Annotated in this window: 5 protein-coding genes; 1 reads left to right on the top strand and 4 read right to left on the bottom strand. The window is 35.8% G+C overall.

Going from position 1 to position 16,017, the window contains the following annotated elements; all coding sequences use genetic code 11:
• Positions 1-22: 22 nt before the first annotated feature.
• Positions 23-6,334 carry a TcdA/TcdB pore-forming domain-containing protein gene (locus PROVALCAL_RS10880; protein ID WP_006659301.1) on the bottom strand — a complete coding sequence of 2,104 codons (6,312 nt, stop codon included), beginning with the start codon at positions 6,332-6,334 and terminating at the stop codon, positions 23-25.
• 283 nt (positions 6,335-6,617) lie between these two features.
• Here PROVALCAL_RS10880 and PROVALCAL_RS10885 point away from each other — a divergent pair, with 283 nt between their 5' ends.
• On the top strand, positions 6,618-7,229 hold the full coding sequence (locus PROVALCAL_RS10885) for a hypothetical protein (protein WP_006661067.1): 612 nt from the start codon (positions 6,618-6,620) through the stop codon (positions 7,227-7,229).
• Between the two features lie 104 nt (positions 7,230-7,333).
• Here PROVALCAL_RS10885 and PROVALCAL_RS10890 read toward each other — a convergent pair whose 3' ends face one another.
• The 3 genes from PROVALCAL_RS10890 to PROVALCAL_RS20045 form a co-directional block, all read right to left on the bottom strand.
• On the bottom strand, positions 7,334-8,719 hold the full coding sequence (locus PROVALCAL_RS10890) for a DASS family sodium-coupled anion symporter (protein ID WP_006659303.1): 1,386 nt from the start codon (positions 8,717-8,719) through the stop codon (positions 7,334-7,336).
• Between the two features lie 375 nt (positions 8,720-9,094).
• Positions 9,095-13,147, bottom strand: coding sequence for a TcdA/TcdB pore-forming domain-containing protein (locus PROVALCAL_RS20040; protein WP_006659304.1), 4,053 nt, complete (start codon positions 13,145-13,147; stop codon positions 9,095-9,097).
• Entirely contained in the window at positions 13,042-15,942 is a 2,901-nt protein-coding gene (locus PROVALCAL_RS20045) for a T3SS effector HopA1 family protein (protein WP_006659305.1), read from the bottom strand. Before PROVALCAL_RS20045 ends, PROVALCAL_RS20040 begins: the two co-directional genes overlap by 106 nt.
• Positions 15,943-16,017 lie beyond the last annotated feature (75 nt).

Below are 16,017 nucleotides of genomic sequence, written 5' to 3' on the forward strand. Positions count from 1 at the left end.
ATTTGGCATCGATTGACATCATCTAGTGTATTTGAGACTGAAGCGTATTGATTGGTATGATGTCTGAACTTGATGTGTTCCACCCTAATTTTTCATTAGGCTGATAACTCACATTATTTGCCTGTGTTATCTGACTGCAACTCTCAGCTAAATATGCCAGATCTGCATTGCATTGTGGCTTCTCTTCAAAATAACTCGATAAATACATAGCACCACGGTGAACCGTAACCTCGTTTGCAAGCTCACTAATATTGAAAACGCCGTCGTCAAAATGAATCATCAAATGCTGGTGAGCTAATGAGTTTGTACCATAAACATTATGTAATACTAATGAAGTCTGATTAATGGAATCCGTGAGAATTAAATTATCATTAAATCGATTAACAAAAATAGAATTACCCTTAACGTTTATCGGTAATACAAGATGGTCAATGGCTAGATCTTGTGATTGATTATCGATAATAATGGTTTGATAGTTTTGCCAGTCCCCTAATTTCAAGTGATAGGTATCTTTACCTTCCCCACCACTGAGTATCAATGTCTTAGTCTCTTTTAACTGCGTTGGTGCGAGAATATCATCATTATTTGTTCCTTTGATAATGAATGATGAGCCTAGTGGTTCATTCTTGGATAGCGGATGAAAAATAAGTTGCCCTTCCTTAGAAGACAGCATTAACCCTCCCCCTATTTTCCGTGCATTCTCAAGAGAAACGTCTGGATATAATTCAATCGGTTTTGGTAAATGTTCGGAGGGCTTTAAAGACTGATTGTCATCAAACATATCCGCTAACAGTACACTCGAAATGGCGGTTTGTTGATATAGTTTTTTGGTTTTTGTATCAAAAATAACCCCATTAGCCTCACTCGAATCAAAATCTAAAAAATGTAATGTATCTTCAGATGGTAAGGACTCACTAACAATAACTTTTCCTTTAAAATACCATGCTGGTAAAAATTGCTTGCCATCTTTTCCTTTCAGACCAAACAGTGTGATTGGATTTGGTTCATTAATAAAATCATTTAAATTACGCCAATTAAATGATTCATTTTCAAACCAGGTTTTATTTATCGCAATAATATCCGCACTACCATTAACATTCAGCTGTTTCACAACGCCATTTTTTTGGATAATTAATATATTTCCGTTCCAATTAAAAGCAGTGTCTATATCACGAAGACTTAATCGCTGAGCGGTTGGGTTTTTAAGGTCGATATCCTTCTGTCCTAGCCCTTCTTGGCGGAAAATGGTATCGGACTCTTTGCTATAAAAGAAAAAGACTTCCCCGCCATTATCATCAAAGAGGCTACCGACCAATATAAGGTCGGCGGGGGGGTTCCAGTTCCACGTATCGGTAAGCGGATCAAACCGATTAAAGCAAGCTCCAACTATTTTTAATAATGTTGGCTTTGTATTTGCCACCCTAAATTGACCTTCAATTCCTGATAGCATCCATTTATTAGTAAAACTAGCATACGTTAAATCTAATACATGCTCAAAAGGTTCCCCATTAGCGAGCCTATGATTCATATAAGCTAATTCATCAGGGTTAGTAGAAAACCAATATAATGTCTGAGACATCTCAGCCATTATCTTTTGGTCATAATCATCGGGTCTGGCTAAATTAGGTTTAATTAATACCCCATCACTGGTACGTAGCCAATAAATACTCTGGAAGCCTAAATAATTGGTATCTTTTATCATCACGATTGAGGCTAGTTTTGGCGATGGTTTTGTTGAAGAGGCTATTGTGGATAGTGTATTTTTGTTATCCTGACTCAATCTAATATAGTTTTCATTAACTAAATAATCATGATTTAAGAAATCTTTTTGTTTTCTAGGCGGAATAATAACATCGAGTTTATTCAGTTTTTCCATTAAACGAAAATCATCAGAAATACTGACTAGCTCTAATTTACTTTTCTCGAAAGAGTAAACCACATTCACTTCACTACTGTTTTTTCTATTTTTCAATTCAACAATGACTGTATTATTTTTTATTGAAATCCGTTCAATACTTGAATCCTCACCCAACAAATCATAAAAATTAAACTTAGCATAAATATCGCCATTATTAATGTTGGTTGACCATATAATATTTTCATTTTGAGAATAAAAATATGCGACACCTTTAATCGTCGTGATTAAAATTGCAGATTCATTTTCTTTATACGATGAATTGGTATATAACATACACCTAGCAGCAACATCATAGAATGCTCTGCCAACATTTTTTTCATTAACTGAATAATTATTAACAATAACATATTTTTTATTTAATTCATTTTTATTCGCCAAATCATGAAGGAAATATTCAATAGAGCCCATATTTGGGCCCCAGTGTTTTCCATTTATGCTAACAAGATCTATTTTTTTATTATGGAAGTTAACTTCTCTAATTTCATGCTCACTATTCATAATTAGAATTTTACTAGACGCTGCCGTCTCATCAACATAAACGACGGTATTACCAATTTGGATATTATCATCATTAATTTTAATTACTTGACCTTTCTGACCATCAATACTACTGGTATCGATAATCCAAGTGGATTGCTCAGTGGCTAATAAGGATTGCTTTAACTTTAAAGAAGAACCATGATTTATCGAAATCTGATATTCTGCACCAGCGCCTATCAGGCTATGTTCTATATAGCCATGCCAAGGTTCAGGAAGAGTAGGAACAATTAAATGCTTATTAGTTGAATCTAAAATAATCGAAACTGGAGTAAAAACATATTCAGCCTTAAGGTTCGACATTACATATTCTAAACCACAATAAAGATAGTCAAAATAAAACTGGTAATTCTCTTCCAATTTCCTAAGAACAGAAAAACCATAATCACCACGAGTTGTAGCACCGAAGAGAGATGTATATTCGTAACGTAGATAACATTGAGGAATGACGGGTAGCACAATAGTATTTGACATATTCAAATCAAATGCCACTTTATTTTGTGTAATACCTACTGCTTCTCGAATATTAATCGCTTCATTTTTATTTATATCCGCTCGTGGTTTTGATTGAAAATCACTTAGAGTACTATACTTGAAAACCCATGTTCTTTTTTCACCACGATAAATATATTCACTACCGAGCGTAAAATTTGCATCTAAAAAATTAACTTCTTTAATTACAATGCCTTCACTTGGCATTAATAATTTTTTTTCCTCATCATAATGAATAGCCGCATTCTGGTAATGCTCTTTGTAACGACCAAAAATAACACCAACTTCTATCGCTTCTTGTGCATGGCGCTCATTAATTTTGATTAATTCAGTAATACCAATTCCAAGACCGGTTAAAGGTACTGCTAATGGCATAGCAACGCCAGCAACAGTTTCAGCCCCCAATAGCGAGGCTCCATATCCCACAATACTTGTTGTTAGCGCAGCTGAATCAAACGCCAGCTGAGTGCCAATAACCGTTCTCTGTAGTTCATTCTCTGCATTCGCGAGTTCATAGATATCAAACCCGACCATAGCGCCTTGAAAAATCGCACCAACCCCTTCATTTGCAGTGCGTAAAATCGATGATGAGAAACTATTCATCTCAGTTTTGATAACATCAGATCCCTCTTTCCAAAGCACATTCACCAGTCGAGTGACTCGTGATATATCATTCACTGCCCCATGAACCATCATGGTATAACTCACATAGGCATGAATTTTCAATGCGGTATCTAGGTTAGAAGGATTACTTGAAGCAACTGATTGGCGATTACGATTTGCAGCCCATTCAATCAGTGCCTTAATGCCTATCGCCGAATTTAGACCATCAACATGCTCAGTTTCAGTCCCTCCTCCTAAGGTATCCTCATGCTGTAGCGCTAAATCATTAAATGTATAGTGCTGACTAAAAGAGTCGATTGATTTATTGAAATATTCTTTAAATTCAAAAAATGTTTTGTCATCTGTTTCAATCCAACGAGAAGGCTCCTCATTGCCTTTATGGGTGAACTGAATTTGATATCGCCCATTCTCTAATTTTTCTGCACTCGCAAAAACAGGTAACCAATATTCATCTAACTGAAACTTTTGAGTTATTTTATCTAGTGATAATTCTAGGCGGCTTCCCCATTGCTCTGCGTTTAAAATATTCAAAGATGATTTTATTTGCCTATCTTTTGCTAATACATTTTGGCTTTTTATGAAAGCTCTTGTTTCTTTGCGTTGTAGGATAACCTCGGATAACTCAGATGAAGATACTAAATCGTCAACTCTTATCCCTGCGCCAATATTTACATTTGCCATTTGCTCAATATCAATCGCAACGAGATCAAATATAGGTTCAGATTTCTCCGTTAGCGAATCATATTTGAATGCCATTTTCTCTTTCACTAAAAAATTATCTAAACACTTAAAAAGTTTTTTCGGATCATCAAAAAGATAAAGTCCAAAGTTAGGATCATAAAAACAGTAACGAATCTTACCATTATCAACTTTTTTGCCTATTAACATTGAATGGCTTTGAGTATTTAAGGCATACATCTGAGTCCCATTAGATTTAATGAGTTGTTTTTTTATCATCTTTAAATTAAGTAGACCAATTGAAGAAGATGCTCCTACCGCTTCCGTACTAAAATGTAAATTTTGCAGTGATGACCTCAATATAATTGAGCTTTTTTCTTCCGGAGATGCCGCAGCAATAAACAACTTATTGAAAAGCGCGTTGGCACTGCTAACACCATCATATTGAGCCAATGCAACTGACATCGCTCTCACTAATGGATAACAACGACCGCCCTCATAGTCGCCCATTAATGGTAAATAAAAGTCTTGAGGAGCAAGGTGTTGATAAATGCTGCCCCCATTCTGAAATAAGGTATTTATTTTTAACGTGTGGTTTAAAATATTTTCAATGTATTCCGATTGATCCTTAATCTGAATATATTGAGATAGTGCACCACGTTCTTTAGCACTTAATCCTCCATGAATATAAAGCTCTCGCATTTTTGATCCCGACATTCCCTCATCGAAATTTGTAATGCTGAATTCTCTGTAGTGCTTAATACCTTGATTAAAATCACCATGATCATTCCATATATCATTGTTTAATAGAACCGTATATTTTTCTCTATTACTCACAGATTCTGATTGAATACCTGATTTAATACTCGGTTCATCTAATTTAATAACCGCTGCAGATCCATGGTGATTTTTAATTTGTAACCATAACCAACTACGTTCGACAGATGCACTTTCAGATAAAATCACATCATATTTTTGTTTATAATATTCTTTTAATTGTTTATTTAACTCAATTGTTTCTTTTAATTCGCCAATTCTAATTCTATCTTCTTCTGAGGGTAGCACTTTATTTGATTTATTTATTTTATCTTGTAATTCAATAAGCTCATCTCGCGCATTTTTTATTTTTATATCTATTTTTACCCTCTCAATACTGAGGTCTTGTTTTATTTTATTTCGTAATTCTATCCAAGAAAGAATCGCTTGATGATCTAATGAAAAATCGCCTCCTGTATAAATACCTTGTCTGAAATTTTCAGTGTCAATATTAATCTCCCTCGCAAGATTAAATAATTCTTTATGGATATGACTACGGTATTGATTAAATTGTTCTAAACGTGATTGATAAAATGTATCATCCGGATATAGCAAGATAACGGATTCATCTTGTATTCGTTGTTGTGGAGTAGGAATGCCATTCATCACCTCATATTGTTGGCGCTGTAAAATTAATTCCCATTGGTCTTTGTGAAACCTCATGTAAACCATAGCAAGACCTTCATCAGTACCTGCAACCTGGTAATCTTGAAAATCAAATGCCATAACCACATTGTCATAGAGCACTGAACTATTTACTCTTCCATCATGGTACACTCGATATGTTGTAGCATTATGTTTTGTAACGATAACTGAGCATCCCGTTAAAGACCCCGTAAAAAGAAAACTGTTTTCAGCTGCCTGTATAGGGATATCAATATAAGCCGGTTTTGCACTTAATTGATTACCGCCATTGTAACCTAGAAAGTAGGCATCAACCGTTAACTCTGGGTCAAGATTTGAAGCTCCGGATATAGGATTAATAACATAAGTCTTAGGTGATTTTTGCGTGAATTTGACTAAACCTTGTGGGGGTAATTTCCCCATATGAGTCATTTCATCAGCGCTAATAGTATTGGCATGAGAAAACACTATCGTATTTTCCTTAAATAGCTTGATATCACGACTTGCTGGCGTCTCTTTAGTTGATGAGCCCCACCACAAAGGAGATTTTAACTTCAAATCACTGAATGCTTGAGATATCACTCTAGGATTAATGTTCTTTTTGTTAAACGATTCAAACGATGAATAATAAAGATTATTTTTCATTTCTATAACTCCATTTATTTAATAATAAATTCCAGAATAGTTTAAATGTCACTTCAAATATGATTATTTCACATCAAATTTAAATTAATAACAAAAAAAACCATAATTTTAATTTTAAGATTAAATATAAAATGAAATTAATTCATTATCATTGAAAAACAAAAATTTATATATAATTAAATTTTTTAATAGTTCCATCTCAATTTTTGATAGCTTCAGAATAAAAAAATAGCGTTATAGTCATTCTCGTTAAGGACATTTAATAGCAAGGAACTTATAATAGATGACTCACTCAATAATGCTAACTACACCTTTTTTGCTCAGTGGAAATTTTCTTTCAACATCTGCTATTGAGCATGATTTTTTCTTGAGTAATGAAAATAATGATCAACGGAATTTGATCATCAAAATAGCCAAGATGATGTTGGCTCAAATCACTAAAATGGAGGATACTTCACAAGGACAACGAGTCATCAAACTAGCTAATACAATCACGGCTAGTCAATCCTCATCATTCTCACCTTTTCAATTAGCAACGCGTATCTCGTTTGCTAATCGCTTCAATCAACAAAATGCCCCTTATATCACATCTTCTATACACATTAACTTAGAACCATCAAGAAACTCCTCTAATCCCCCTCATGACGGTATTTTGAGCTCTGGTTGTTATACAAAAATCGAGATTTTTCATCAGCAAGTCTTTCTTTTAATAGTAGACAAGGACGTCGTGATTTTTGGTAAAACCTGCACTCTTGAAAGCCATCAAAAATTATGCAAAGTATGTTTTATTTGCCCGCTGGATACAATTGATATTAAAGGACTTATTCAAATTATGAATTTCTCACTACGTAATATGGGTGAGAACTCACTGACAAAACAGGAGCCTTTCAGCTAGAGAAGAACCAAAAAAGTGATTGTCTCATTGACAACACTAGAAATAAAAAAACGGCCTCATTCTCTGAGGCCGTTACTATTTTTAATTTATTTTTCTTAACGTTGTTATATCCAAAAAAACCAAGCAAATAAAGAGATAACAATAATACATGCCACGTTGAGTACAGCACCCACTCGAACCATCTCAATTTGGCGAATATAGCCAGAACCAAATACAATCGCATTCGGAGGTGTCGCGACAGGCAACATAAAGGCACAAGAAGCACCAATACCAATAATCATCGTTAATGCCATTACTGGCATACCTAATGCTTCAGCGACCGTCGCAAAAATTGGTACTAGCAGTGCGGCACTTGCTGTATTACTGGTAAATTCAGTCAGAACAATAATAAACGTTGTAACCGCAAGAATAATCACAAACCAATGGCTTTGCCCGAATGTCATTTGCATCCAATCCGCCATGATTTTACTAGCGCCTGATGAGCTTAAAATTGCACTCAGCGTTAAACCACCGCCAAATAACATTAATACGCCCCACTCAGTGTTTTTCTGGATCTGTGACCAGCTAGCTACTCCGGTGATCCCAATTAACACCGCCGCGCTCAGCGCGATGATAGTATCTAAATCTTTAACGCCGCCAAGCGCATCACTAATGAACGTACTGGTGATCCAACATACAACCGCTAACAAGAAAATACTCATCGCAGTAATACGTTTTCCATTCCATTCCACTTTTTCTAATTCAATTTCAAAACGGTGTTTTAAGTTAGGACGTAACATCATGTACATCAGGACAAACATCATTGGCAGTAAAACCACCATGATTGGGATGCCATATTTCATCCATGATAAGAAATCCAAACCTAGCGCGGAAGCTGCAATTGCGTTAGGCGGGCTACCAACAATTGTCCCTAAACCTCCGATACTCGCACTGTAAGCTACCCCTAATAACACGAAGACAAATGTATTACGTTCGTGTCGAACATCAAGGTTAGACAAGATCCCTAAAACTAACGGTAACATCATTGCGGCAGTTGCTGTATTACTGATCCACATAGATAAACCTGCAGTAACACCAAACAACAAAATGACAGCAACAGATAAACGCCCACGTGCAGCCATTAATAATCGGTTAGCGATCAGGCGATCAAGACCTTGAATATGCAGCGCGGTTGCTAACGCAAATCCACCGAAAAATAAGAAAATGATTGGGTTCGCGAAGGCTTTTAGCGCATCTCCCGTCCCCATCAAACCAAGCCCTACCGCCAACAATGGGATACAAAGTGCGGTAATTGTGACGTGAATCGCCTCAGTTAACCAAAGCACACCGACGAAAACCATTAAAGCCAGTCCAGCATTTGCTTTGTCATCAAAAGGCAAATATTTCAACAGCAAAATCAGCAGTACAATATCAACAGCCAAAATTATCCAACCACGCTTGTTAGAAGGGGTTGGAGGAACTGCTGGTGTCAAAGATTCAGAAGCATCCATGTTTACTCCATAGCTCGGAAGCAATTTAAGTTTTCAAGTAATTTTTGTTAATCTTTTTTTACAGGAAGTAAAATATAGAGTTAATTGAATGAGATGGAAATGTAGATAACCTAAAACTGCGATCTGCGCCCCGCAATTTACTTGTTTTAAAGCTAAAAACTTAAAAATCTCACTAGTCATTCACAAAAATAGCAATTTAATTACCTAAAATAAGATATAGGTAAGCATACTGACTGCTTTCACTCCTATAAATTATTCGCTATGAAAATATATAACAATTTGATAGTTCAGATAAATCATCCAATATTCATTTTGTGAGCTGTAAGCCAGCTCACTGTGTAATTTCAGCTAGCTTACATTTTTCTTGATTTACCCTTAAGAAAGATAACTTAGCAAGACATTATGGGTATTCACATTAGGTAAAAATGGAGAGTCCATTCCCGGCATGACCAATCCATCTTTTTTCGCAAATCCCGCTACGTGCTCAGACAGCAATGATGAGTGAACATCGTGTTCAATATGCTGATAATTGTTAAGTTCTATGTGAGTTTCAGCTAGATCAATCGCCAAATTCAATGAGTGATTCTGAATAAATTGTTCCAATGATACGTCTTGCGTTTGATCGACAAAACGTAACTGTAAATGCTGATGAGCTTGTTTTTGATCACCAAAAACTTTCCTAAAGACTAGCGTGGTATTTTGCTTCATATCGGTGATAAATAGATCGTCATTATGTTGGCTCACGACCAACTCATCATTCTCTGAAACGGGTAGAATTAGCGTATCCATCAGTGAATCAAGCGCATTATTATCGATAATAATGGAGTGATAATGCCCCCACACTGCTTTCGAAATAGTATAAGTATCCTGCCCATTCCCTGCACTCAACACAATATTTTTCACAGACTGAATAACAACGGGAGATAACTTATCATTTTGATCACTCCCACGAATAATCAATGAAGAACCGAGGTGACTACTTGTCGTGTTGTCTTTATTCTGTAAAAGATCGACAAATAAAATTTCGCCACTTTTAGCAAACATCAGTACTCCATCACCAACCATTTTCACATTCGAAAATTGCAAATCCGGGTAAACATCGACAACGTTTGGTAATGCTGACTCATCAAGAAGCTCTCGTCCTTGTCCAAATGCGGAAGATAATTGATTCTCCGTCGCAAACTGTTGGCGATACAGTTTTTGAGTTGTCGGATCAAAAATTAATGCCCCCAAATTATCCGCATCTAATCCTAAAAGCTGGATATTATTTTCTAATGATAATTCATGAGCAATAATCACTTTCCCATTCAAAGACCAGGCTGGAATTGTTTTTTCGGCGCTTCCTTTATTAAGTCCAACCAAGGTTATTGTTTTGCAGCAATAGTAATCTCCTAATTCTCTCCACCAATTTGCACGTTCTTTGAACCAATTCTCAGTTAATGCAGATGGATGGTAATTTCCTTTATCATCAATTTGACAAATAACACCATCAATATTAGATATAAATAAATTACCTTGCCAAAAGGCAGCATTTTGCATGCCATACGGGGTATTTAAAAACCATGCAGTTGGCTTCGTGACATTTAAAATGTCCTGCCCAGGACCTTCTTGACGGTACAGTTCTTTATTTTTATGACTGTAAAAATAAAAAATTTCTGTTCCTTTTTCATCAAATAGGCTTCCCATTAATGCTAAATCAGGTGGGATAGCCCAATGGCTCTGATGTAACCGGATATTGGTCGGGGTTTCTCCATAACCAAGAGAGGGGGATAAATTGGGCTTAATGAGTAGGCTGTCAGCCACTCTTAACCAATAACGATGCAGAGCTTGATTGCTATCTACACCTGAAATAGCCACCACTGACCCTAAATCTGCTTCAATCTGTACAGGTTGTTCACCATTTGTTTTGTAAGTGCTACTTAACATATAGTTTCGTAGGAACGCTTGAGGCGATATTGCTGAAAACTGGGTAGGTGTTTGAGCTAAGCGCTCTAATAACGTTGAATCTGCGTCTAAGCTAATTAATTTAATTATATTTTGTTCGATTTGAAAATTAACGACCTCATTGGTATCAGTATATCTACATGAAAAATAAATATGCCCATAACCTTTCCACAATTGTAAGATTTCAAATGGTCGATTATTTGGATTTTCAAATTGATATTCAGAACTGATAGTGCCAGTCGCAATGTCCACCGCCCATATTTGCTTTTGTGTTGGCAAGTAGAAATACGCAACATCGCCTACCACTGAACTTAAAATAGCGTATTGCTTATTAGCATCCAGAGTATCGATAAAAATATATCGCTGATTGCTTACATCATAGAATGCTCGTCCCACATCCTTGCCGTTGTACTGGTGATTAGCGATAACAATGAACTGCCCATGTTTTTTATGCTGCTCTGCATAATGATTTAAATGTTGTGCTAGATCTTTTGCATCGCCTTGACATAATTTTTCATCTTCGCTTAGAATCGTTGACTGAGCCGATGACAAATCAATTCTCTGCACTTCTTTATGTTTATTCACGACGATGATTTGACCTTGCACACTGTCAACATCAACGTCTATTTGAATATCACCGACAGTGAATTGATTATTTTGTATTTTGACTGTGCTGTTTTCCAGTTGGCTAGCATCTATAATCCACTTCGAATTTTGATTATTTTTTGTATCGTCCGTTAATTTGATACGAATACCGCTGTTTAAGCTGAGCTTATACGTTCCACCATTGCCTTTTATTTTATACTCAATTTTTCCATGCCACTCCCTCGCTAATTGGGGAACAATCAATGCGCGATTTTTTTCATCCAAAATAATCTCAATCGGCGTATCAACATATTCATGGAAAATCTGTGTAATCGTATTTTCGCTGGGGAAGATATAGAAATCATAATCAAAATTATCCTCCTGTTCTAATCGCCGAATGACATCAAAACCACTATCGTGGCGCAATGTACAACCAGGCCATAAATTATAACTGTATTTAATATAAGACTTAGGAATAACAGGCAACATAAGTGTATCAGTATCAAAAAAATCCAATTTATGTATCGCTAATGGATAACCAATACCTTGGCGAATATTAATAGCTTGGGCTCGATTTTTAACCATTGTAGGGTTGTTTCCTGCCCAAAAAATATAATTACGGCGGCCACCACCCGATGAACGCTCACTCGTGCGATATATATACTGGCTATCAAATTGAATTTGATTATGTTTAAGATCAAGAGTGCTAAATATCGCACCAAATTTTGGAATCAGTATCTTTTGGTCTGGAATATAATTAAATCCATTTCCTTTATAAGCCTCATCGAGCGCGTAAAAATAGCGTCCAACTGCTTTTGCATCCTCTCCAATGATGGCAAAATTGCGAGCTAAACCAATAAATCCTATTCCAAGCCCCGCTACAAGAACACTGGCACCACCTAATGCGGTTGCCGCCCCCGCATACCCTGCGGCGCCTAACCCTATTCCACCTGAGACTGCGGCGAAACTCATAGAGTCAAAAGCGAGTTGAGTACCAAATATAATGCGTTCAGAGTCACTTTCCGCATTTGATAACTCATAAATATCAAACCCCACGAGTGCGCCACTAAAAATTACCGCCAGCCCTTCATTCGCTGTTTTTGCCATTGATGAAAAGAAACTGTTCATCTCCGTAGCGGTGATTTCACGTCCAGTTTTTAAACCGATTTTAATAATTTGATTGATTTTCGCCATATCATTGGCGATGCCATACGCTATCATTGAATAATTCAAATAGGTATGAATTTTTAACGCCAATAACAAATTCGGTGAGTTTTTTCTCTCTGAAGCTTCATTACGATTTTTATTTTCTACCCACTGAATAATCGATTGAATAGCTATACCCACATTCAAACCATCAACTGAAGTAGCATCAGCCTCATTAAGTTGTGCTTTTATTTTACTTTCTTCAAAACGATAATATTTGTTGAATAACTCCATTTGCTCGATAGAGTATTGGTGAAATTCAATAAATGTTTTGTCCGTAGTCTCAACCCAATGAGTAAGATCGGGATTTTCAATATGAATAAATTTAATTCGATACAGGTTATCTGAGGCTTGCTCTACACTTGAAAATAGTGGAATCCATTTTCCATTAAAATGTTTTTCTGCTGAGAGTTTTAATGTGGCGTCATTGACTCTCTCCCCCCATTGCTGAGCATCCAATATCGTCAATGAAGCTTTCAATCTTGTATCTTCAATAATTTCTTTTTGTTTAAAAATCAATTGTTCAACTTTTTTTCCTCTTTCGCTTAAATCAGATAATTTTTCATCAATACTTAAATCATTAACTGTTAGATGGTTGCCAATAGGCACCTTCGCCATTTCATCCGTATTAATAAAAACCAATTCAAATGCAGGTTTATTATCAATTTCATAGGCTGAATAGTAATCAGCCATTTTCTTTTCCTTAAAAATTTATTTAAAGATGAAAATAATCGCTTACTATTTTTAAATGAGAAAAGACCAAAATTAGGATCATAAAAATAATAAGTACTTTGCTCTCCACTTACTGTTTTACCTACTAACATTGAATGGCTTTTACTATTGATGGCAAACATCATGGTTTCAGACTTTAACTCTAATAGAGTTTGGATCTTTTTCAGATCCATAATTCCATGGGAAAATGAAGCCTCTACCGCTTCAACATTAGAATGTAGTCTTTTCAGAGAATCTTGCAATAATAAGGCATCACGACCCTCAGGATCGGCAGCTGCAATATATAGCTTATCAATGAGTTTATCCGCACCCAGGTGTCCTTCTCGCGCCAATCCCACAGACATTCCTCTTACCAATGGGTAGCAGCGCCCGCCAGATTCACTTCTCACTAATGATAAGTAGAAGTCTTGAGGAATTAATCGATTCGTTTTACTACCAGCTTCAGAGAAGAATTCACTAATTTTTCCGGTTTGAGTTAATACATGACTAATATACTCTTCATACGTGGTTTCTTGAATGACACGATACAAAGCACCTCGTTCTCTCGCCGTATACTCGTTTGTGACATACATTTTTTTCAATAACTGTGAAGGCACTGTGTCATTCACATCCAGTATGCTAATTTCTTTATACTGTTTAATTCCCTCACTAAATTCATTTTTAAACCGCATATTTCGCGTTAATTTATGCAGGTAAATTAAATTCTCATACCGTTCATTAATTGTTAAATGATAAGCATAAGGTGAATTTATTCCCATATTCGGATCAAACTCTTTAATCTTAACTACTGCACTCATGCCTTGATTCGCTTTAATACGTTGCCATAACCAACTGTATTCCACTTCACGTAAATGGTAAAAAAGCTCGCCATATTGTCTATTTTGCATTGAAATAATGGTTTTATTCATTTCAATGGCATTTTCTATTTTCTTTTTGCGCGTTATGTCCATAACGCCAATTAAGCTTTCCTCTAATATCTGCCGATTTTTTTTAAGCTCCTGAATTTGAATATCTAATTTTTGTTGTAATTGACTACCAATATCTAGCCATGTTTTTAATGATGAATGACTTTCCAGTAACTCTGAAGGCTGTGTTTCTGAATACTGGGATTCTGCTAGAAATACAGTTTCACTCGGGATATCACCAATTTTCACATTAACCTTTTTTGCCAGCATTTTTAATTCACGATGAACGCTATCCCTAGCATTTTCAAAACGCTGTGTTCTATCTGATAGATTGTAATCCCCCGCTTTTTGGACTTTAACGATGTTGTCCTCTGCACTTAGAGATATCCGATTACGTTGTGGCTGAACAATTAATTTCCACTCATCGCCATTAAAATGCATGAATGCATTAGCTTTGCTAATATTTTTCTCGGGGAGAATATAATCCCTTGCATCAACAGCCATCACGACATTGTCATAAAGTAATGAGGCGTCAGCGCGATTATCTCGATAAATTCTATAGTGTTCGCTGTCTAATACAGTCACCACAATCGATTCACCACGCAATAGTCCTGTAAATAGAAAATCTTTTTCGGGATGATCCTTTGGAATATCGATATATTCGACATATTTACTTTCTTTATTTCTCGCCCTTGAGTCTAAAAGATAGCAATCTATTATGTAACGCTGATTTTGTTCATCACTTGAGTCCACATATTCAACTTGATAACCTTTACCAAAAATTTTACTGAATGATATGTTTCCTTCTGATGGTATTTGCAAAATAGAATTAAGTACTTTGGTATTAATATTGTAATTGCGGGAGAATTCAATTGGGTCTTGCTTAAATTTTTCAATATCAGGGCTAGAATGATTATCTGAATGAGTGCCACTGCCTGTAATTGAAATATCAAAATACGTTTCTTTAACTGATTGAGAAAGTAAAGCGGGTTGCTCTGCATCGTAACCATGAACCCTTAATACCTTAGTCAGGCTCTGCTCCAAGGGTTTGTCTGAAATCAATGAAGAAACAATCCCTTTAGCGATCATTTCTGCTCTTGACTCACCATGACTACTGGATTGCCCTTCAAGGGTTTCAGAATAGGAAAAACCTTTATCAATGCGGTACATTCCCATAGGAACATGCTCAATCATCGCATCGGCAGGCAATAGCGTTTTTAGCTGCTGGCTAATTTCTGTAGCACTTTGTAAACTTGCTTCAGAGAAATAAATCACAGCTTGGTCCGTTATTCGCCCTAATTTTTTGGGTCCCATGATCTTCGCTTGCATCACTTTTTTATTCGGATCATTTTCGTAGAGTTGCATTAATGCTTTAGCTAAATCTGCGAAATATTCTTTTTTCACATTGACTGTTAATCGAGACATTAACATTGTTCGGCTATTATACCGCTCACGATAATTCTTCGGTAAAATTCGATATGCAGAACCATCTAATAATTCATCATCCGTAAGGGATGAAAATTTATTATCATTTTTCCCTTGAACTTTAACTTCAATATTTTTATTTTCTGAAAGATACTGTTTAAAATCCGCTAAAAATTTTTTCTGCTCAATAATATTCAGACCTTCAATACCAACAGGAGTAGTACGGCTGTAATTCATATATATAATATCGGTAATTTTTTCTTCTAATGCCACTTTTTGATTAGTTAGCGATTCATTCCATTCACCATGACGTTTATACCCAGATTTAATATCACTAACTTTATTCATCAAATCCGCATCTTTTTTTATATGCGTATACACTTGTTTTGCCGCGGTAAATAATGACTCATGACTATCCTTTCCCATAATAATATCCTTATTTAATTTTCATGTTAATTATCTAAATAATCAATTTAGACTGGCGTTATATTAGTAGCATAA

The organism is Providencia alcalifaciens DSM 30120 (assembly GCF_000173415.1).
Lineage (GTDB): Bacteria > Pseudomonadota > Gammaproteobacteria > Enterobacterales > Enterobacteriaceae > Providencia > Providencia alcalifaciens.